Genomic DNA, 19156 nt, shown 5'->3' with positions numbered 1-19156 from the left:
CTAGCCCAAATCCCGGATAAACCGCGCCACGTGCCCGGTGGCCTTGACGTTGTATTTGGCCACGCCGATGGTGCCGTCCGGCTCGATGAGGAAGGTGGAGCGGATTACGCCCTCCACGATGCGGCCGTAGTTTTTCTTCTCGCCAAAGGCCCCGTAGGCCTTCATCACGGTCTTATCGGGATCAGAGAGCAGCGGGAAGGTGAGCTCGTGATCCTCGCGGAACTCCGCGAGTTTTTCCGGGGTATCGGGGGAGATGCCCACCACGGCGATGTTCATGCCGTTCAGTTCGCTGAGGCTATCGCGGAAGTCGCAGGCCTCCTTGGTGCAGCCGGGGGTGTTGGCGCGCGGGTAGAAGTACACGATCACCCGCTGCCCGGCGTAATCCTTGAGCGATACGGTGGCCCCGTGGTCGTCGATAAGCGAAAACTCGGGCGCGGTGTCTCCTGTGTTCAGTGTCATGGCACCACCATAGCCGTCCCGGGGGTTCTGTATCCTGCGTGGTGTGAAAACTCGATTCGATACCTACGTCAATCCCCAGCGCCCGTGGTACCGAACCGCGCCGTTTTATATTGTGCTGGCCGTGCTGGTGATTTTCCTGGTGGTGGTGCTGATCGCGCAGTTCACCGGCAAGGAGTCCGGCCCGGAGCCAGCCGCCAGCCAGAGCGCGGCGGGCGCTACCGCCAGCGACGATCCCGATGCCCAGATTAAGGCGCTGATCGAGCGGCGTGACGCGGACGATCCGCGCGCCATCGGTGACGTGGACGCCCCGGTGGTGATGGTGGAGTGGACGGACCTGCGCTGTCCCTTCTGCGGGCTGTTCTCCCGGGAGATCCTGCCCGTGTTGAAGGAGGAATACGTGGACACCGGCAAGGTGCGCATTGAGTTCCGCGACGTGGCGTACTTTGGGGAGCGCTCCGCCTCCGCCTCGGCGGCGGCCCGCGCTGCGGCCAAGCAGGATAAGTATGTGGAGTACCTGCAAGCCATCTATGCGCGCGCGCCGGAGAGCGGTCACCCGGACCTGCCCGAATCGGAACTGATCGAGGTAGCGGAGGAAGTGAGCGTGCCGGATATGGCGCGCTTCAAGGAGGACATGAAGGACCCGCAGTTGGTGGCTGAGGCGGAGGAGGAGAGCAACGAGGCCCGCCGGTTGGGTGTGCAGGGCGTGCCCTTCTTTGCCGTGGGCAGCACCGTGCTCACAGGTGCGCAGCCGCTGGATAATTTCCGGGGCTTCCTGGATCAGGCGATTGAGGAGGCCAGCTAAACCGTGGAGTTAAGCCTGCTTGGAGCCTTCCTCGGCGGCGTGCTCACGCTGCTGAGCCCCTGTTCGGCCATGCTGCTACCGGCCTTTTTCTCCTATGCCTTTTCCCGTCCTACCTCGCTGATCACCAGTACGGGCGTGTTTTACGTGGGGCTGATTACCACCTTGTTGCCGATGGGCGTGCTGGCCGGTTCCGTGGGCGCTCTGGTGAGCGAGCACCGCGAGGCCTTTGTGATCGGCGGTTCCATCGTGGTGATCGCCCTGGGGCTCATCATGCTGGCAGGGATCGAGATTCCGCTGCCGGGCAACGCCGGGGCGGCGGGCGGAAGTTCCCTGGCCGCGGTGTACGTGCTGGGCACGATCTATGGCCTGGCCGGGGTGTGCGCCGGGCCGCTGCTGGGCATGGTGCTCACGATGGCGGCGGTGAGCGGCAACGCCGTGATGGGTGGAATCACCATGTTGATCTTTGCCCTGGGCATGGCCGTGCCGCTCTTGGTGTTGAGCCTGCTGTGGTCGCGCCTGCCTGCGGTGCAGCGCCTGGTGCGCCCGCGCGGGGTGCGGGTGGGGCGCTGGACGAACTCCTGGAACAACATCGTGGGCGGTATTCTCACCATTGCGGTGGGGGTGATGATGTGGGTGACCAGCGGCACCACCAGCCTGGGGGGCTTCGTGGGGGTGAGCCAGCAGGCGCAGATGGAAAATTGGGTGATCCGCGTGACCTCGCAGGTACCCGATGTGGCGATACTGGCGGGAGTGCTACTGCTGAGCGCGGTGGGCCTGCTGGTGGCGCGCCGGTGGCGGAAGTCTCCTGCGGCGGATTCCCCGGACAGGCTAGAATGACGCCCAGAGAGAAACCGCTGGCTGCATGAGCGACCAGGAGAGTTGTTGCTTGAAGCAGCGTCGGCGCGTTTCCGCCGCTTCATCCGCCCGGCGGGGGTAAACTCCACGGGCGCGGTGGGCACGTGCGGCAGTGGCTGCATAAGGGACGTCGCACAAGGAATATTGACTCACATTTGTTGGGAGATTAAACGTGGCACGCAGTATTGAGGACATTGAGCGGGACATCGAGCGTACTCGTCGCCAGTTGGCGAGCACCCTGGATCAGCTCGCGGATCGCAGCAAGCCGCAGAACCTCGTGAACGATGCCAAGCGTGAGGCCACGGCAAAGCTCCAGGACCCGCAGACCCAGAAGATTTTGGCGGCCGTGGGGGCCGTCTTTGCCGTCGCCATCGTGATGACGATGGCGCGCAACCGCAAGAAGAACAAGGACATCAAGGAATTGCAGCGCCTGCTGGCCGGACGAGACTAAGCCGGAACCGAACCTTTAGCGCCACGCCTGTTCCTCCCGGACTAGGTAAAGGCCAGGTGAGGAGAGGGGAGAGGGATGCCCTCCCCGCCCTCGGTGTGGCACCATAGGCGATCATGACGAGCCAACACGGTGGTGAGGACCGCGAGCCGGCAACGCGGAGTTTCCCCGCGCAGAGCGCGCAGTCGGGGCAGAACGCCCAGGGGGACTATGCGGAGTTTCCTCGTGTCTCCGCCAAGGCCGGGCCGGAGGCGGTGGGGACTTACCAGGCCTCCGGCGGCCCGGAACCCGGCCCCCGCAAGCCGCGCTTCGAGAGCAGCAATTCGAGCATGATCGTGGCGCTCGCGGCGATGTTCTTTGTGCTCGTGCTGGTGGGGGCGGGCACCTGGATTTTCCTTTTCTCCTCCTCCGATGGCGGGGGGAACGATGGCGCGGCGGTGGCGGCAGATACCTCCGCTGCGGAGGAGCAGGACGCGGTGGGGAGCACCACGTCCGCCGCTCGGGCCACGAGCACGGCGGCCTCGCCCACCTCGACGAGCCCTCGCCAGAATCCCGCGCGCAGCACGGCGCCGAGCCCCAGCAGCGCGCCCCGCAGCACCTCCGAGAGCACCTCGCCGCCCCGCCCCGAACGGACGGAGCGCCCCACGGCGGATATTGCGGAACCCGTGACCCCGCGTGCCTCCATACCGAGCACACCGCGCGATTCCCGCGCCTCGCGCAGCGCCACGCCGGAAACCACCGCTCCGGCTCCACCCGTGCCGGGGGAGGCCACGCCCGTCAATAGCGCCGCGCGCAATAACAGCACTGGCGGGGAATACCAGCGGGTGTGGGCCTCCGGTGCCACCAGTGAGGACTTTGCCCAGGTGGTGCACCGGCAGTGGCTCGCGGAGTACCGAGACACCGGGCGGATGAATAACACGGTGCAGGCGTACAGTTCCGCCACGGGGAGGAATTACACGATGACCTGCCGCGATGCCGGGCAGTACGTGCATTGCACCGGGGGAGATAACGCGAATGTGTACATCGGATGAATGTCTTGCATAAGCGCGTGGTGGCGCTCGTGATGGTGGGAGCGGTGGGGCTTTCGGCCTGCACCATCGGGGAGGTTGAGCAGGCGGCCCCGGGGCGCACCTCGGAAAACACCGGGGTGCTGGGACCACGGGAGACTACGGCACCGGGAGCGACTGGCCGGAGTACGGCGGTGTCCTCTGTTCCGGTGCTCACCGCTCTCCCCGGAACCAAGATTGCGGTGGCGGACTCCGCCGGGGTGAGCACCGCGGGGGAGATCGACGAGGGCCCGGCCTGGTCCACCAGCAAGGTACCGCTTTCCTTGGCGGCGTTGCGGGCCTCGATGGCTTCGACGGCCTCTTCGGGGGAGCCGTCGCCGGAGGTCTTGGCGGACGTGGAGGCCGCGCTCACGGCCTCGGATAATGCGGCCGCAATGCGGCTATGGGAATCCCTGGGCACCCCGGAGGAGGCGGGGGCTGCGGTGCAGGCGATCCTGCGCGAGGCGGGCGATGATCACACCCGGGTGGAAACGCGCAAGGTGCGCCCGGAGTTTTCTAGCTTTGGTCAGACCGCGTGGGCGCTCTCGGATCAGGCGGCCTTTGCCGTGGCGCTGCCCACTCTCGACGCCGCCCCGGCCGTCCTCGATGCGATGGGCCGGGTGATCCCGGAGCAGTCCTATGGTTTGGGCACGGTGGAGGGCATGAGGTTTAAGGGCGGCTGGGGCCCGGATACCGAGGGCCGCTACACGGTGCGGCAACTGGGGGTGCTGGATACCCCGTGCGGAGTCAGGGGAGTGGCCATCGCGGCCCAGGCGCCGGATGGGACGTATGAAACGGCGCAGGAATTACTCACCGAGGCGACCCAGAGCGTGAGCGCGGCGCTGCGGTGTGAATAAGAGGTGTGAAGGAATCCCGCCGCCCCGCTCGTGGCCGGAATTGTGGCCGAGATAGAGGTTCTAGGAGCAGTTGCGCAGCGGGGTGTTCACCACGCTGGCCCCCGCCCGCTGGATCTCGTCCAGGGCCGCCTGCCCACGGTTGGGGTCTACCGGGGAGCAGTAGTAGGAGAGTACGCGGACGTCGAAGCCCTCCTTCACGCCGTCGAGAGCCGTCTCGCGCACGCAGTAGTCGGTAGCGATGCCCACGACGTCGATGGCCGTGACCTCGCGCTCCCGAAGCCACTGGGCGAGGGAGACGCCCTCGGCAAAACCCTCGAAGCCGGAATAGGCCGCGCTGTAATTTCCCTTGAGGAAGAACGCCTCGATGTGTTTGAGGGGCACGGCGGGGTGGAGGGCCGCGCCGGGGGTGCCCGCGCGGCAATGCGGGGGCCAGGTGTCGATGAAGTCCGGGGAGTCGGAGAAGTGCTTGCCGGGATCAATGTGCCAATCCTGGGTGGCCACCACGTGGGCGTAATCGCGCATGGTCTCCTCGCACTCAAGGAGGGTGCGGATGCTATCGGCCGCGAGGTCGCCATCGGCGGTGGCAAGCGGGCCGAGGGCACAGAAATCATTTTGAACGTCTACAATAACCAAGGCCTTCACGGATAAGCATTATGGCACATTTTGGCTGAAAAATCGTGTTCAGTGTGGCGAATCTATCTTTTCAGGCCACATATCCCGTCCGGTGAGAACAATCGCGGGAGCGTCGGAATGGGTAGCCTGGGGCGGTGCAAGAAATCACCTCTCCCATTCCGCAGTACCTTTCCACCCTCCTCGACGCGGTGCGTGATGAGAAATCCGGGAACGTGGCCGACTACATCCCGGAACTCGCCAGCGCCGACCCCAACCCCCTCGGTATCGCCATGTGCACCGTTTCCGGCCGCATTTACTCGGCCGGGGACTGCGATATTCCCTTCACCCTGCAATCCATCTCCAAGCCCTTTGCCTACGCGCTCGCCCTCCAGGAGCGCGGAATCGACACCGTCATGGCCACCGTGGGCATGGAACCCTCCGGCGAGGCCTTCAACGAACTCTCCGTGGACGAGGAATCCAACCTCCCCATGAACCCCATGATTAACGCCGGGGCCATAGCCGTGAATCAACTCATCAATGGCGAGGAATCCACGGTGGAGGATCGCGTGGAGGTCATTCGCACCCTCATGAGCGACCTCGCGGGCCGGGAACTCGGTTTTAATGAGTCCCTGTGCTACTCCGAGCTGGATCATGCGGATCGCAACCTCTCCATCGCGCACATGCTGCGCAGCTACGGGGTGATTAAGGATACGGCGCATGACGCCGTGCTCAGTTACACCCGCCAGTGCGCCATCGAGGCCACCGCCAGCGACCTCGCCGCGATGGTGGCCACCCTGGGCAACGGAGGCGTGCAGCCGCTCACCGGCAAGCGCGTGCTCGACCCTGACGTGTGCCGCCTCACCATGTCCGTGATGAGTTCCGCGGGCATGTACGACGGCGCCGGACGCTGGATGGCGCGCGTGGGCATACCCGCAAAGTCCGGGGTGTCCGGCGGGCTGATCGGCACTCTGCCCGGGCAACTGGGCCTGGCCACCTTCTCCCCGCGCCTGGACGCGGAGGGCAACAGCGTGCGCGGCACCATGCTCTTTGAAAAACTCTCTCAGCAGATGGGCCTGCACCTGATGAATCCGCTGCCCGTGGGTGTGCACGCCGTGCGTGCCATCGAGGAGCGCGGCGATGACACCGTGATCGTGCTCCAGGGCATGATTAACTTCTCCGCCGCGGAATCCATCATCCACGAGATCACCACGCGCGATTTTAGCGCTCGACGCCTGGTGCTGGACGTGACTCGGGTGGTGCAGGTGGAAAAGGTGGGTAAGAGAATGCTGGGTTCCACGCTGCTGCGCATGCGCCGCGCGGGCTACGACATCGCCGTGTACGACCCGGAGCAGCGCCTGCTGGGCCTCGTGCTTTCCGACGGCACCCAGCCCCCGCGCCTGGACGAATCCGTGAGGTAGAATGAGGAAACCCCCGCTGGACCGTGGGCCCAGCGGGGGTAACTATAAGGTTGATATTGTGCGCCATCAGGGACTCGAACCCCGAACCCACTGATTAAGAGTCAGTTGCTCTACCAATTGAGCTAATGGCGCTTTTTTGTCTCTCAGGTGCTCCCTGGCGACGTCCGTTTACTTTACTGTCTCCCCGCGTTTCCCGCAAAATCGCCTGTTCAACGGGTATTTCTGCGTGCCTTCGGTGTGTATCTGGCGTGGGCGAGGCTCGGTGCTAGGCCGGGCGCATCCAAGTGAAACGAAAAGGAGCGTTGGGGCGATGAGAACTTTGAGCGTTATCCCGGGTGCCGCGCCGCGCTGTGTCTCACTTTGGTAAAGGTTTTCGAAAATGAGCTTTTTAGCGCGGGCGCGGACACGGCGGGGAACTAGGGTGGATGGGAATTATGTGTTGTGGGCGAAAACAGGAGGTGGACGTGCGGGTGCGTTCCAGGTTGCGGGTGATCACGGCGGCCTTCATGGTGGTGGCCGTCGGTGGGGGATTGGTTTCCTGCACCATTGAACCGGGCTCCGATGAGCCGGAACAGGAGCAGACGGAGGAGAAGCACGAGCCTCCGACTATCTCCGTGGAGGATGAGGCTGAGGATGTGGATCCCACGGAGCAGGTGACGGTGACCTCTCAGGAGGGTGGCCTGGAGGAGGTCACCATGACCAACGAGGAGGGCCGCGAGGTGGAAGCCACCTTGTCCACCGATGGCAAGACCTGGAGCACCGACGAGGTACTGGGCTACTCCCGCACGTACACCGTGGAGGCCCGCGATAGGAATGGCGAGACCGCCACCTCGGTGTTCTCCACGATTGCCCCGGCGGGTACGGCCTCGGTCACGCTTTCTCCCTATGGTGTGGGCGAGGTGGGCGTGGGCCAGCCGCTGGCCTTTAGGTTCTCCCAGGCGATTGAGGATCGCACCGCTGCCCAGGAGGTCCTGGAGGTGACCACGGAGCCCAAGGTGGAAGGGGCCTTTTACTGGGTGAATAACCAGGAGGTGCGGTGGCGCCCGGAGAACTTTTGGGAGCCGGGCACGCAGATCACCGCCAAGGCCAATATCTACGGCAAGGATCTGGGCGGCGGGATCTACGGCGCGGAGGATAATGAGATCGAGGTGAGCATCGGCGATGAGGTGATCACCGAGGTCGATGACGCCACCAAGACCATGACGGTGTACCGCAACGGGGAGGAACTGCGCTCCATTCCGGTATCCCTGGGATCGAATCGCTGGCCCACGCCCAACGGAACGTACATCATCGGTGACCTGCACGATTCCCTGTTGATGAACTCCGAGACCTTTGGCCTATCCCAGGAGGATGGCGGCTATAAGACCACCGTGAAGTACGCCACGCAGATGTCCTACTCCGGCATTTACGTGCACGCCGCGCCGTGGTCGGTGTGGGCGCAGGGCAACACGAACACCTCCCACGGGTGCATCAACGTCACCGACGAGGCCGCGCTGTGGTTCCAGAACACCGTCAAGCGCGGGGACATCGTGAAGGTGAGCAACACCGTGGGCGGGGAGCTCAACGGCCTCGACGGCCTGGGGGATTGGAACATCCCCTGGGAGCAGTGGAAGGCCGGTAACGCGGAAGGTTAGCGCTTGGTCACGCCGTAATCCTTGGCGCTCAGCCACGCGGCGGATTCGGCGTCCTCGCTGGCATAGATCCGCACCTCGCCCTCGTGCGTGGTGTCAAAGATATAGCCGTCAAAGAGCACCCGCTCGCCCCGGCTCACGTCGGCCACGGTGGTGGCTTCCTCCACCTCTTCCTCCAAGGCCTGCACCCGCACCGGATCGGTGGAGATCATCCGAACCTGGTTGGCGTGGTACTCCGCGTCCTGGTTATAGATCGCCACCCCGGAGGCGGGGTCGGTGGTGCCGGGAATCCAGTCCGCCTTCTCCGGGTCGGTGGCCTGACACAGCGGTACCTCGTCCACCACACAGGAAACCTCAAGGGAACGATCGACGTCGATAAGCACCGCGTCCCGCGCTGCACCCTCCGCGGACGTGATCTCCTGGTCGTAGCCGTTCTTGTGTACGCTGCCCACGTTGTAGAGGCGCGAGGCAATCGGCGGGGTGGTGCCGCTGACGTCCAGGCGCGTGGTGGGGTGGGCCAGGGCGTCCTCGGGATTATCCGAGGTGACCTGGAGCTTACCCTCCCGGTAGCGCACGAGCGCTGTGGACTCGCCCTCCGCGTCGCGCCGGGTGGTGGTTACCTCCAGCTCGGAATCGGAGCGACGATTCACATCCACCACGGCTCCCACCTGCGCGGGCATGGGCGCGGTGATGAGTTCATCCTTGTGGAAGAACATGATGGTGGCAAAGGCGCTCTCCGCGTTGGGGTTTTCCAGATCACCCTCCACGCCGGGGAAGGTAACCCAGCTGAGTTCCTTGCACGGATCGAAGTGATTATCCGCCACCTGGCCCAGATAGCCCCAGGTTGCGGCGCCCAGGCCGGGGCTTTCCGAGCCCTCGGCAAAGGTCGGCACGATGGGCACGCCCAGGATCGGGCGCAGCGCGGTATCGCTGAGCAGAATCTCCCGGCAGTTCTTCTTGGGTTCCTTCCGCGGAGCGCTCGTGGTGGTGGTCTCCGTGGTGGTGACGGTGCTCGTGACCGCGCTGGGCTTAGCCGCGCGGGCCAGGGACGTGGGCGCGGCTGGGGCGGACTCGGTATCCTCCTGGGGGCTGCCGCAGGCACTCAGGGTGAGCGCGGCGATGCACGCGGTGCTCGCCAGGGCCACGGGGTAGCGGGGGCGTAATCTCATGGTTTCTAAGATTAGGCTGTGAGGAGCCAGTTGTCCGGCTGGGGGAGGGGTGTGGCGCGGGGCTTATCGACGATCGCTTGGGCCCATGCGCGCAGGGCGAACGGTAGATTAGTCCTTATGCTCGGGTGGCCGGGCAGAAAGTGAGATCAGCGTGCAGGCATTCGTGGCTTTGGACTTTGAAACCGCCAACGAGAAGCGCGGCTCGGCGTGCTCGGTGGCCCCTGGTGAGGTTTGACGAGGAGGGCGCCGAGGTCGCTCGGTGGAACACCCTGCTCCGGTCTCATGAGTCCCTGGATTATTTCAGTCCCATCAATACGTGGATTCACGGCATAACGGCTGCGGACGTGGCCAATTCCCCCTCCTGAGACGCCGTGCACCGCCAGGTTATTGAATTCATCGGTGATCTACCCATCGTGGCTCATAACATGGCCTTTGATGGGTACGTGCTCACCGATCTTGACCGGCTTTATGGCAAAGAGTCACTGACCAATCGGCGCTACTGCACGGTGCGCCTGGCGCGGCGTATTCTTCCCGATCTGGAATCTCGGAGGCTCGACGATGTTTTTGACCATTATTTTCCGGGAGAGTTCTTTATCCATCACCGAGCCGAGGCGGATGCCCGGGCCTGCGGCAGGATCTTCGCGCGCATGCAGCGGGAGCATGGGATTGACCAGTTAGCCGAGTTGTGTCCGCCCACCGGGCCGGGAGGTTCCGCGCGGCGGAGTTCGCGTTCCTCGGTCGTGAGGGGGAGCCCGATATTTCCTCCCTGCTGGAGGAGTTTGCGGGAACCGAGGCCCTGCGCGGGCACCGGGTGGCCTTTACCGGCGCTCTCACCATCGCACCCCGCGCGACGCTCCAAGCGCTCGTGGGGGCGCTGGGCGGGGTGGCGGAGAAATCCACCACCAAGAAAACCACGATCCTGGTGGTGGGGATGTCTAACCCCCGCTCCTGGGCCGAGGGAGCGGAGGGATCGAAGAAACTCCAAAAGGCAACGAAACTACGCGAGGCGGGTTCACCCATCACCGTGATGAGCGAGGAGGAGTTTGTGCAGTTCCTCCGTGACGGGCAGGAGTGATTTTTATTGCCTACCTATGATGCGCGGATCAATTCCTAACTCATAGGGCAAGCCCAGATTCTCCCGCAGGGTGGAACCCACGTAGTCGTCGGGACGCAAACCGCGCTTGCGCAGGATCGGCACCACCTGCTCCACAAAGTCCCCAAGGTTATCGCTGAGCCGGTCTGCCACCAGCACCGCGCCATCGGTAGCCCCGGCCTCAAACCACTCCTGGAGGTAATCGGCGGCGTCCTCCGCCGTGCCCACCACTCCGGGGCTCATATCCAGGACACCGTGCGCGATGATGTCCAGCGGAGAGAAGCCCTCCTTGGCCAGAGCCACCGCCTGCGCGGATCTTGGTGCTCGTGGGTGAACCCGCAACTGATGCACCTGGGTCAGGCTCAGGGGAGTGTCCGCCTGGGCCTCGGTGAGCGGAATGCCTAATAGTATGGAGAGCTGATTGAGTCGCTGGGGAAGGTCTGTGTACCGTTCCAATTCCCGGCGTCGATCAAGCGCCTCGCGGCGGGTGGCACCCAAACCGAAAGTGAAAAAGGACATGAGTTTCACCTCATCGGCGTTTCTTCCGGCCTGCTCCGCCGCAGTACGGAAGAGTTCGCGCTGTTGCCGCCCCTCCTCGATGGTGGAGGGCATGGCGATAATGCCACCCGCATACATGCCCGCCGGTTGAATACCCGATCTGCTGGCGGCGGGCATGACCAATACCGGCTGCCCCTGGGGCGACGGTGGAATTTGCAAAGGGCCGCGCGAACCCACGTGCCGTCCCTGCATATTGATGGGCTGAATATGCTCATCATTCATAAAGATTCCCGTCACCGGATCGGGATCCCCGGCCTCTGGTTTCCAACTGCCCCACAGCGCCTGGGAAATCTGCACCACCTCATTCAGGCGCTCGTACTTCTCCGCCTTGGCGGGAACCGGCCGACCATGATTGGCAAAGGCTTCCGGCTCAAAGCTCGGAACCACGTTCCACCCGGCTCGCCCCTTACTAATCAAATCCAGGGCGCGGAACTGGCGGGCAAGGGTATAGGGCTCGCTAAAGGACGTAGAGGCGGAACCAATCAGGCCGATCTTTGAGGTGGCTGCGGCGATGGCGGAAAGTTGCACGAGGGGATCGAGCGGGAACATCGAGGCGGCGGTGGGAAAACCCTGGTGCAAGAAAACGCGATCTTGCATGAAAAGGAAATCGAAACCGCCGCTTTCCGCCTGCTGGGCATAGGTGATCTGCGCCTGTATATCCAGGTATGCCTTGGGGTCCACGCCCTCGGAACGCCAGGCTCCGGGGTGTACTCCATAAAACTCCCCGGCACCGAGGCCAAGAGCCATAAAATTCTGCGTCATAGCGTGTTACTTTCCTTCTTGAAGGATACGGGGGTCCACGCCGTACTGCTCGCGTAATCCTAGGTTTTCGCGCAGAGTGGTGCCCTCGTAGTCCTGGTGGAAAAGACCCTTTTTCTGGAGCAGGGGAACAACCTCGTCCACAAAACGGGTGAGCGCTACGTCGTGGGTATCCGGCAGCAGCCAGAAGCCGTCGGCAGCCTCGGCCTCGTACCACTGAACCATGTGATCCACCACGTCCTGTGCTGTGCCCTGAACGCCGGGGTGATAATCAATGACGGAATGGTTGATGATGTCCCGTATGCTCCACCCCTCCTGGGCCACCTTGAGGGCAATGCCCTGGCGCGGATCTCCCACCTGCGCGTGTTTAGCCTGCTCCAGGGCCTCGGCGGAGAGAGGCTTATCGAGGTCAGCCTCGGTCAGGGGAGTGTTAAAGAACATGCTCAGGTAGCGCACCTGCTGGCGGTACTTGGGCTCCATGAAGTAGGCGTGCTGATCCAGCGCCTCCCGCTTACTATCCGCGATGGTGGGCATGAGGCCCACGATGAACTTCACATCATCGGCCTCGCGCCCCGCCGCGACGGCGGCCTCGCGCAACTGACGACGCTGCTCGGCGGCCTGTGCGGGATCCCAAACCTCGGTGATGTACACGTCGGCGTAGCGTCCGGCAAAGGCAATGCTGTTCGGGGAACCACCGGAGTGGAACATCACCGGCTGGCCTTGCGGGGTGGGCGGAATGGGGAGGGAACCCTGGGCGGAGAGATACTGCCCATGGAGAGACAGACGCTCTACCTTGGAATAGTCCGCAAAAATACGCTTGCCATCGGCGGCGTCGAAAGCGTCCTTGCCCCAGGAGCCCCAGAAAGATTGCACGATCTGCACGAATTCCTGCGCCCGACCGTAGCGTTCCGGGCTAGACGGAATGGTCTTGCCATAGAGCGATGCGGCCTGTGGGCTGGAGCCGGTGACCGCGTTCCAGGCGGTCCGGCCACCGGTTAAGGCATCGAGCGCCTTGAATTGGCGGGCGATGGTGAAAGGAGTGTGCCATTCGGTGGCCATGGTGGCGGCAAAACCTACATGCGAGGTGTGTGCGGCGGCGGACGCGATGGAGATGAGGGGATCCACGGTCATTTGAGGAGCGTCTTCATTGCTGGTGGGCACGGATCCGGGGAAGTCGCCATAAAAGAGGAAGTGGAACTTGCCCTTTTCCGCTATTTGGGCAACGCGGTTTTGGCCCTCAAAATCGGGGTAGGTTTTTGAGGAAACCTCTGGTAACTGCCAGGCGCGAGCCTGGGCTCCTGCGGCGGCGAAGGCTCCTATACCGATAATCATGTTCTTGGTCATTTTTCTATTTCCTTGGTTTTAGAGTTTTAATGGGGGAGGGGAAAAATCGTGGAATCGTGGAACACCAGGGGCGTGGCTTCCGGCGTGTGTTCGTGTTCCAGAACCCGGAAGAGCACAAGCGTGTGATCACCGGCCTCGATGGTGCGTTCTGGGGTGACGATCAGGTGGGCCGCGGCGCGGGGAATGAGCAGGGCGGTCTCCTGGGCGATGTGATAATCCACCCCGTCAAAGCGCACGTCGGTGGGGCGGCGCAGGAGGTGTGCTGCGTCGAGATTCTCCGAGCTGAAGATGCTGATACCCAGCGTGGTGATGTTCCGCAGACGCGGCCAGGAGGTGGAGCCGTGATCAAAACTCACGGCCACCAGGGGTGGGTCAAGGGAGATGCTGGTAAAGGAATTGGTGAGCAGGCCTGCGGGGGCGGCGCCTGAGATGCCGGCGGTGAGAGCTATACCGGTGGGGTAGGCCCCGAAGGTGCGTCTGACTTCTAGGGGATCGGTGCTTTTATGCATGAGGTCCTTCGCATACAATCGGATAGTGTCTCCATTTATGGGAGTCAGTATATGGAGATTGTCTCCGTATGGCAAGGCTGCCGTGGCACGGTGGCTGTGTAGATGTTGTGTAGACGCTATGTCGATCAAGGAAAAGGGGCTAAACATGCGGGCAGACGCGCTGCGGAACCGAGAGAAGATCGTGGCGGTGGCGGAGGAGGTATTGCAGGAAGTGGGTGCTGACTTCTCTATGGACGCCCTGGCCAAGCGGGCCGGAGTGGGGGCGGGGACGCTCTACCGACACTTCCCGGATAAGGATTACTTGCTGGCGGCGGTGTTGGAGGCGCGCCAGATCGAACTGCCCGACCCCGAGGCGCTTTTGGCGCGCAGTGACTCTGCCTATGAAGCCTTGCGGTTCTGGATTGGAGCGCAGCTGAACTGGGTGCACAGTTTTAATAACCTCGCCCAGCCCCTGTTGGAGGCCAGTTCGCGGGAATATAGTACACCGCTGGGGCTGCATTGCTCCGCCGTTATTACTTCTGTGGAACGGCTTGTGGCGGCGGCAAGGGAGGAGGGCTCCGTGCGGCCCGATCTCGATGGCGCCGTTCTTTATCGCGCCGTACTGGGCTTGGCCTGGGCGAGTTGGGGGGAGCCGCAGCCGGAAAACTATCTGGCTGTGCTGGAGCGGGGGTGGGCACAGCGCTCAATATCCTGAACCTGGCGGCGGTGGCTTACCTAAAGCGCTTCAGGGAGTACCTTTAAGACCTCCCACACACAAACAATTTGATACGCTCCGCTACGTCTGGTGGGCGTGCGCTGATGCGGCCGCATCAGCGTTCATCGTAGAGCGTGTGCGCCAGCGAGAGCACTGTGGTCTTGTACAGTTCCGGCTTGACATTGTCCGGGTCGAATAGCGTCAGCGCCGCAAGCCCGAGATCCAGCGCGGTGAGGATGCGGAACTGATCCTCGACCGGAATCTGCGCGAACAGACTATCGCCGGGGATCAGGGAGGCTTCGGCAGAAACATCCCCTGGTGTAATGAACTCCAAGAAGCGAGCCGTGAGTTCCTCATCCCGAAGCGCATAGGGAATGAAGTTGAACAAGAGCCGCGCGTACCCAGCACGGTCACCACTGCGGGCGCTGAGAATCCAGGCGTCACACCAGGCTTCAAGCCTCTCATAGTCGTTGGTCGCACGCGCCAGGATCTCCCGGAACTCCTGCGCTTCCTGGGAGCTGGTCTGTCGGTAACGAATAACCTCAAGGATCAGCTCGCCCTTGCCCTGGAAGTTCGAGTACACCGCTCCCTTGGTCAACCCCGCCTCCAGGGCAACGTCATCGAGGGACGCGCCTTCGACTCCACGGGTGGCGAAAATGCGTTCGGCCGCCTCGAGCAAGAGCGTTCTATTGTGCTGCTGTTGCTGCTCGCGGGTCATTCGGATCATGAATCGCAGTATAAAACAGCCCCGATCAGCTGCCCTTTGGGGGCGTGCGAGGCATTGACGACAGTTTCAGATACCGCTAGTATTTGAAACTATGATGGGCGTGCACCAACATCAACCGATGCTCTCGCTGGAGGGGGTCACGAAAACCTACCGGGGGCAGAACACTCCGGCGAATCGAAACATCAGTCTGACCTTCCACCCTGGTGAATTAGTCGCCTTGCTTGGCCATAACGGCGCTGGCAAGACAACACTGCTGAACCAGATCATCGGGGTTGCGAAGCCAACCAGCGGAGACATCCGTTTCGGGGAGCGCTCCCTCGTGGTGAACCCTGATTTCGCTCGACAGGTAGCCGCGATCATGCCGCAGATCTACGCACCACTGACCGGGGTGACCCCTCAACAGGCGATCAACTCGATCGCACGCCTCCGTGGTCTCACGGCCGGTGAGGCTACAGCAGCCACACAGGAACTCATCGGAACCCTGGACATTACAGAGTGGGCAAGGGTAGGCGGCGAGAAACTCTCCGGTGGCCTGCGGCGGCTCACCTCCTATGCGATGGCTGTCGTCGCGCCGCCTCCCGTGCTACTCATTGATGAACCAACTAACGACGTCGATCCGGTGCGTCGACCGCTGATCTGGTGTCACCTGCGACGCCTTGCCGACGCCGGCCATACCGTGATCGTCGTTACCCATAACCTCCTTGAAGTGGAGCGCACCGCTGACCGCTACGTGCTCCTCCACAACGGCGAGGTTCTCATCGACAGCACGCCCCGCCAGCTTGCGGACCAGGCGCGCACCACCATCCTGACCGTCGGGATCCACCCGGGAGCCGAGATCAATCAGATCCCTCCCGCCATCGTCGTCCACACGGTCGACGAGGACGGACAGCTGCGGCTCCATCTCGAACCGGCGCAGATTCCCGACGCGGTGGCGTGGGTGCTCGACTTGGTCAACACAGGCACCGCCGATAGTTATACGCTCGCCCCGGCATCACTTGAAACCCTCTACGAAGGGATCACCAATGGTCACTAATACTGTCTCTATTCGCACGCCTTCTACGCCTCGCAAACGCGGGTGGTTTCCAACGTGGTGGGGTCTGATCCGGTGGAGCCTGATCCGCCACAAACACCTCCTGCCGGTATTCACGGCCGTGCAGGCACTGTTCGCCTTCGCAATCGTGTACGGTCTCGCGCTGCTTATCCCCGATGTCGACACTGAGGTCAGCGCTGAGGCCGTGCGCTACCTTTCCTCGGGCGCATGGACGCTCGGGATCATCGCTGTTGGCTGTGTTCTCGCGCCGCAGATCATGAGCACCTCCAAACAGGAGGGACTGCTCGACTACCAGAAGACCCTGCCGGTACCGCGTTCGGCGATCTTCCTCGCCGATGCCGTCATCTGGAGCCTCGCAGCCCTCCCCGGCATCGCCATTGGGATCCTCGCTGCCACCTTGCGGTTCGAACTTGACATCCACCTCGACCTGATCACCGTGGCCGCTATCCTCGCAGCACAGTTCACTACTGTCAGTATTGGTTACGCCATCGCGTTCTGGCTCCCAGTCAACACGACCGCGCTGGTCACCCAAGTCATCATGATCGGCGGTTTGCTATTTTCACCGATCACGTTCCCCGCTGAGCGACTGCCGGAGTGGGCCGTAGCCCTGCACCAATTCCTCCCTTTCGCTCCACTCGGAGACATCATCCGCGAGGCTGCCTTCCGCACCGGAGCAGACCAGCTTCGGAACATCATCGTCGTCGCAGCTTGGGCCGCTGCTACTTATCTCATCGCCTACCGCGCACTGCAAAGAAGGAGTTGATCATGCCCGAGTCTGCCCTGACACTTCAGATCACCGCGCTCACCAAGACCATCGCCGGAGGTGAGATCCTTTCTCCCAGCACGCTAAGTGTGGCACGAGGAGAGATCTGCGCGATCGTCGGCCCCAACGGAGCAGGAAAGACGACCCTGTTCAAGCTCATCGCCGGACTGGCCTTTCCTACCTCCGGCACCATTACCATCTTCGGACAGTCCTTCGATCACACGTCTCGTGACGGACTGCTGCCTGACATCGGTGTGATCATCGAGAACCCGGAATTCCGCGCGGGGACGACCGCGCACGATGTGCTACAGCTGCACTTCGACATGCTTGGTATGACGACGCACCCCCCGATCGCTGAGCTTCTTGCCCAGGTCGGGCTTGCGAACTCCGCGCAGGAGCCCGTTGCGTCCTTCTCGCTTGGAATGAAACAACGGCTCGCTCTGGCCCGCGCAATCGCTCACCAGCCTAAACTTCTCATTCTCGACGAACCCACCAACGGGCTCGATCCGACCGGCATCGCAGACCTCCGGCAGATTCTGACCGACCTCGCCGCACATGGCGTCACCATTCTCATCGCCAGTCACGTCCTCACCGAGCTGGAACGTACCGCCTATACCGTCGCCGTGATGGTAGAGGGACAACTCGGCGACAAGCACAGCGTCCAAACCGTCCTTGCCCAGTATGACGGCAGCCTGGAGGCCTTCTACAATGCCAGCGTTAAGGGAGCAGCAGCATGAGCCATTTCCTCCAGTGTGAACTTACCCGATACCAGCGCACCGCGATCTATGTTGCTGTAACCGCCACGGTCTCGCTGCTGGCCGCGCTCTACTTCTTCGCCATAATCGGACGCTTCGACCACAGCCCTGGTAGTGCCATGTTCCGTCAATACAACGCCGTGTTCTCACTTGCCCTCACCGTGGCGTTGTGCGTCATCGCTATCCACGGTTCCGTCATCTACGCACGATTCATCGTCGCCGACTACATCGGCAACCACCGTATCCAGCTCTACAGCTACCCTGGCGGGCGACGCCAGCTCTTCCTCGCAAAGAACGCTGCCTACACCCTTACCATTGCATCGGCCTCCGCCGCCGGGCTCCTCCTCGCCGTCACGATCTTCTTCCTTAGCGAAACCATCGCTCCGATCGTCGACAGTACAGAAGGTATCTCCTGGGCTAACGTGCTTGCGTCGGGTGTATCGGTCGTCATTCTCGCTGTCAGTGTCGCCCTCATAGCCGGGGCCATCGGTATATGGCGGCAATCGGTCATCACCGCGATCGTCAGTGTCATCGTTGTCATTGCGGTTCTCGGCAATGGTGTCGCTTCATCACTCAACAGTGCAGTTTGGCTCACCTGGCTCATCACCGCTGCCGGCATAGCAGTGGCCTTGATTCTCCTTGTGGGTCAAGCCGGAAAGATCCGCACTGACGAAGTCCTTTAAGACGAAACCTTGCACACAGCTAGGCGCCCCTGGGGGTCAAGGATGCTTCAGTTGGAACCTAGTCTGTGAAATGAAAATCTCGGTAGGGGCCTGTCCTTCTAAAGGAGTGTCCCTCCTTGCGGCGTTGTAGAAGTCCTGTGACTGTATCCACGTCGTTAGGGCGCATGCCAAGGTCTTTGCACCTTGCTCGGACTTGATCAACCGTGACTGAGGCCCACCGCTGGGGGCGGTTCATCATGTCCGCCTTTAGTTTTTCTTCTTCATTCCATTTCAATCCGTTAGAGTAACCAGCTGCCATTTCTGCGACATGCCTTAAAATAAAGTCGATGCTATCCGGTACGGGAGTGGCGTGGAGATTTTTGGATTCATCCGGCACATAACGTTCGGTGCGGTCATGGAGAAGTAGGATCGGCTTGTTGTCTTCGATCCACTTCTGTGTCTCGTCGGTATTCCACTCGATCACCGCGAGCGCGTCAGCTTCGATTCCCCAGAGGTCGTTGAGGCGCTGACGATCCGGCCAGGCGAATAAGACCCGCCCATGTAAGGCTTGTGTGGATAGTCCTCTCCAACTTAGATGAACTACTCCGCGCTGCCTGATTAGTTTTTTGATGACGCTGCTATCGACATCCTTCCGTGGTGTGACAACGGTGATTGGACCGCCAATTTGTTGAAGTAGCCATGCAATAGCGCGTGCGTTTTGCGGTTCTCGAGAAGTTTCGACGCTTGTATCTAGCCGAGAGATTGCGATTGGCATCTGGTCTGTTTCTGATTCCATTTGCTTACCTCATTTTAACTAATTAATTGGGGTTAATATCTTGAGGGTTATGAAGAATGAATCGGTGTGGCGTTATCCACTGATTGTTTCGCAATGCACCCGCCGCAACGTCGCTGACTCCATCTCGCCGATAGATCCCCACAGTAGC

General features: G+C 62.2%; 21 protein-coding genes, 1 tRNA gene and 1 pseudogene. 14 read left to right on the top strand and 9 right to left on the bottom strand.

Annotated features, from left to right (window positions below; genetic code table 11):
• On the bottom strand, positions 1-459 hold the full coding sequence (gene bcp, locus OLW90_RS08945) for a thioredoxin-dependent thiol peroxidase (RefSeq protein WP_319649749.1): 459 nt from the start codon (positions 457-459) through the stop codon (positions 1-3).
• Between the two features lie 43 nt (positions 460-502).
• Between bcp and OLW90_RS08940 the strand changes: the two genes are divergently transcribed.
• The 5 genes from OLW90_RS08940 to OLW90_RS08920 all read left to right on the top strand — a co-directional run bounded on the left by OLW90_RS08940 (position 503) and on the right by OLW90_RS08920 (position 4467).
• On the top strand, positions 503-1261 hold the full coding sequence (locus tag OLW90_RS08940) for a DsbA family protein (RefSeq protein WP_319649747.1): 759 nt from the start codon (positions 503-505) through the stop codon (positions 1259-1261).
• Positions 1262-1264: 3 nt separating this feature from the next.
• A complete protein-coding gene (locus OLW90_RS08935) occupies positions 1265-2098 on the top strand; it encodes a cytochrome c biogenesis CcdA family protein (RefSeq protein ID WP_319649746.1) in 834 nt (277 codons plus the stop codon).
• 190 nt (positions 2099-2288) lie between these two features.
• Entirely contained in the window at positions 2289-2567 is a 279-nt protein-coding gene (locus tag OLW90_RS08930) for a DUF3618 domain-containing protein (RefSeq protein ID WP_319649745.1), read from the top strand.
• Positions 2568-2680: 113 nt separating this feature from the next.
• Positions 2681-3595 (top strand): hypothetical protein, encoded by a 915-nt coding sequence (locus tag OLW90_RS08925; RefSeq protein WP_319649744.1) that lies wholly within the window; start codon positions 2681-2683, stop codon positions 3593-3595.
• The gene (locus OLW90_RS08920; RefSeq protein WP_319649743.1) at positions 3592-4467 is read left to right on the top strand and encodes a hypothetical protein; all 876 of its coding nucleotides are present in this window, start codon (positions 3592-3594) and stop codon (positions 4465-4467) included. Before OLW90_RS08925 ends, OLW90_RS08920 begins: the two co-directional genes overlap by 4 nt.
• A gap of 60 nt (positions 4468-4527) precedes the next feature.
• On the opposite strand, the gene OLW90_RS08915 is transcribed toward OLW90_RS08920, so the two are convergent.
• Positions 4528-5109, bottom strand: coding sequence for an isochorismatase family protein (locus tag OLW90_RS08915; protein ID WP_319649742.1), 582 nt, complete (start codon positions 5107-5109; stop codon positions 4528-4530).
• 134 nt (positions 5110-5243) lie between these two features.
• Between OLW90_RS08915 and OLW90_RS08910 the strand changes: the two genes are divergently transcribed.
• Positions 5244-6497: a glutaminase gene (locus OLW90_RS08910; RefSeq protein WP_319651866.1), complete on the top strand. Its 1254-nt coding sequence runs from the start codon at positions 5244-5246 to the stop codon at positions 6495-6497.
• Positions 6498-6556: 59 nt separating this feature from the next.
• Here the strand turns inward: OLW90_RS08910 and OLW90_RS08905 are convergent.
• Positions 6557-6629 (bottom strand) — tRNA-Lys (locus OLW90_RS08905).
• A 332-nt stretch (positions 6630-6961) separates the two neighbouring features.
• On the opposite strand from OLW90_RS08905, the gene OLW90_RS08900 reads away from it, so the two are divergent.
• Positions 6962-8131, top strand: a complete 1170-nt coding sequence (locus OLW90_RS08900) for a L,D-transpeptidase (RefSeq protein ID WP_413464466.1) — start codon at positions 6962-6964, stop codon at positions 8129-8131.
• Here the strand turns inward: OLW90_RS08900 and OLW90_RS08895 are convergent.
• Complete coding sequence (locus OLW90_RS08895; RefSeq protein WP_319649741.1) at positions 8128-9297, bottom strand: LppP/LprE family lipoprotein; 1170 nt, start codon at positions 9295-9297, stop codon at positions 8128-8130. The two genes, OLW90_RS08900 and OLW90_RS08895, sit on opposite strands and share 4 nt — an antisense overlap.
• A 425-nt stretch (positions 9298-9722) precedes the next feature.
• On the opposite strand from OLW90_RS08895, the pseudogene OLW90_RS11650 reads away from it, so the two are divergent.
• Both OLW90_RS11650 and OLW90_RS08890 read left to right on the top strand, forming a co-directional pair.
• Positions 9723-9878: pseudogene (locus OLW90_RS11650) on the top strand (DNA polymerase III subunit epsilon); the annotation flags it as partial.
• 104 nt (positions 9879-9982) lie between these two features.
• Positions 9983-10372 (top strand): BRCT domain-containing protein, encoded by a 390-nt coding sequence (locus tag OLW90_RS08890; RefSeq protein ID WP_319649740.1) that lies wholly within the window; start codon positions 9983-9985, stop codon positions 10370-10372.
• 3 nt (positions 10373-10375) lie between these two features.
• Here the strand turns inward: OLW90_RS08890 and OLW90_RS08885 are convergent, their stop codons facing one another.
• From OLW90_RS08885 to OLW90_RS08875, 3 genes are read right to left on the bottom strand one after another with little or no spacing between them, the layout of a single operon-like run.
• Positions 10376-11710 carry an NtaA/DmoA family FMN-dependent monooxygenase gene (locus tag OLW90_RS08885; protein WP_319649739.1) on the bottom strand — a complete coding sequence of 445 codons (1335 nt, stop codon included), beginning with the start codon at positions 11708-11710 and terminating at the stop codon, positions 10376-10378.
• Positions 11711-11716: 6 nt separating this feature from the next.
• Positions 11717-13051 (bottom strand): NtaA/DmoA family FMN-dependent monooxygenase, encoded by a 1335-nt coding sequence (locus OLW90_RS08880; protein WP_319649737.1) that lies wholly within the window; start codon positions 13049-13051, stop codon positions 11717-11719.
• Positions 13052-13077: 26 nt separating this feature from the next.
• Complete coding sequence (locus tag OLW90_RS08875) at positions 13078-13560, bottom strand: flavin reductase family protein (protein WP_319649736.1); 483 nt, start codon at positions 13558-13560, stop codon at positions 13078-13080.
• A 145-nt stretch (positions 13561-13705) separates the two neighbouring features.
• Between OLW90_RS08875 and OLW90_RS08870 the strand changes: the two genes are divergently transcribed.
• Complete coding sequence (locus tag OLW90_RS08870; RefSeq protein WP_319649734.1) at positions 13706-14254, top strand: TetR/AcrR family transcriptional regulator; 549 nt, start codon at positions 13706-13708, stop codon at positions 14252-14254.
• Between the two features lie 115 nt (positions 14255-14369).
• On the opposite strand, the gene OLW90_RS08865 is transcribed toward OLW90_RS08870, so the two are convergent.
• Positions 14370-14981, bottom strand: coding sequence for a TetR/AcrR family transcriptional regulator (locus OLW90_RS08865; protein ID WP_319649733.1), 612 nt, complete (start codon positions 14979-14981; stop codon positions 14370-14372).
• 91 nt (positions 14982-15072) lie between these two features.
• On the opposite strand from OLW90_RS08865, the gene OLW90_RS08860 reads away from it, so the two are divergent.
• From OLW90_RS08860 to OLW90_RS08845, 4 genes are read left to right on the top strand one after another with little or no spacing between them, the layout of a single operon-like run.
• Positions 15073-16014 carry an ABC transporter ATP-binding protein gene (locus OLW90_RS08860; protein WP_319649732.1) on the top strand — a complete coding sequence of 314 codons (942 nt, stop codon included), beginning with the start codon at positions 15073-15075 and terminating at the stop codon, positions 16012-16014.
• Positions 16004-16795, top strand: coding sequence for an ABC transporter permease (locus tag OLW90_RS08855; protein WP_319649731.1), 792 nt, complete (start codon positions 16004-16006; stop codon positions 16793-16795). Before OLW90_RS08860 ends, OLW90_RS08855 begins: the two co-directional genes overlap by 11 nt.
• A gap of 2 nt (positions 16796-16797) precedes the next feature.
• A complete protein-coding gene (locus OLW90_RS08850; RefSeq protein WP_319649730.1) occupies positions 16798-17532 on the top strand; it encodes an ABC transporter ATP-binding protein in 735 nt (244 codons plus the stop codon).
• Entirely contained in the window at positions 17529-18233 is a 705-nt protein-coding gene (locus OLW90_RS08845) for an ABC transporter permease (protein WP_319649729.1), read from the top strand. Before OLW90_RS08850 ends, OLW90_RS08845 begins: the two co-directional genes overlap by 4 nt.
• Before the next feature lie 58 nt (positions 18234-18291).
• On the opposite strand, the gene OLW90_RS08840 is transcribed toward OLW90_RS08845, so the two are convergent.
• Positions 18292-19008: a hypothetical protein gene (locus tag OLW90_RS08840; RefSeq protein ID WP_319649728.1), complete on the bottom strand. Its 717-nt coding sequence runs from the start codon at positions 19006-19008 to the stop codon at positions 18292-18294.
• Positions 19009-19156 lie beyond the last annotated feature (148 nt).

The sequence above is a fragment of the Corynebacterium sp. 21KM1197 genome, from assembly GCF_033783015.1.
In the GTDB taxonomy this organism is placed as follows: Bacteria; Actinomycetota; Actinomycetes; order Mycobacteriales; family Mycobacteriaceae; genus Corynebacterium.
The sequence above is the reverse complement of the archived record's forward strand: the minus strand, read 5'-3'. Positions and strand labels throughout refer to the sequence as shown.

Bases quoted from the DNA above. Each gene is read 5' to 3' on its own strand.
- bcp (WP_319649749.1), bottom strand. From the start codon at position 459: ATGACACTGAACACAGGAGACACCGCGCCCGAGTTTTCGCTTATCGAC.
- OLW90_RS08925 (WP_319649744.1), top strand. From the start codon at position 2,681: ATGACGAGCCAACACGGTGGTGAGGACCGCGAGCCGGCAACGCGGAGT.
- OLW90_RS08920 (WP_319649743.1), top strand. From the start codon at position 3,592: ATGAATGTCTTGCATAAGCGCGTGGTGGCGCTCGTGATGGTGGGAGCG.
- OLW90_RS08895 (WP_319649741.1), bottom strand. From the start codon at position 9,297: ATGAGATTACGCCCCCGCTACCCCGTGGCCCTGGCGAGCACCGCGTGC.
- OLW90_RS08885 (WP_319649739.1), bottom strand. From the start codon at position 11,710: ATGACGCAGAATTTTATGGCTCTTGGCCTCGGTGCCGGGGAGTTTTAT.
- OLW90_RS08880 (WP_319649737.1), bottom strand. From the start codon at position 13,051: ATGACCAAGAACATGATTATCGGTATAGGAGCCTTCGCCGCCGCAGGA.
- OLW90_RS08875 (WP_319649736.1), bottom strand. From the start codon at position 13,560: ATGCATAAAAGCACCGATCCCCTAGAAGTCAGACGCACCTTCGGGGCC.
- OLW90_RS08870 (WP_319649734.1), top strand. From the start codon at position 13,706: ATGCGGGCAGACGCGCTGCGGAACCGAGAGAAGATCGTGGCGGTGGCG.
- OLW90_RS08865 (WP_319649733.1), bottom strand. From the start codon at position 14,981: ATGATCCGAATGACCCGCGAGCAGCAACAGCAGCACAATAGAACGCTC.
- OLW90_RS08860 (WP_319649732.1), top strand. From the start codon at position 15,073: ATGATGGGCGTGCACCAACATCAACCGATGCTCTCGCTGGAGGGGGTC.
- OLW90_RS08855 (WP_319649731.1), top strand. From the start codon at position 16,004: ATGGTCACTAATACTGTCTCTATTCGCACGCCTTCTACGCCTCGCAAA.
- OLW90_RS08850 (WP_319649730.1), top strand. From the start codon at position 16,798: ATGCCCGAGTCTGCCCTGACACTTCAGATCACCGCGCTCACCAAGACC.
- OLW90_RS08845 (WP_319649729.1), top strand. From the start codon at position 17,529: ATGAGCCATTTCCTCCAGTGTGAACTTACCCGATACCAGCGCACCGCG.
- OLW90_RS08840 (WP_319649728.1), bottom strand. From the start codon at position 19,008: ATGGAATCAGAAACAGACCAGATGCCAATCGCAATCTCTCGGCTAGAT.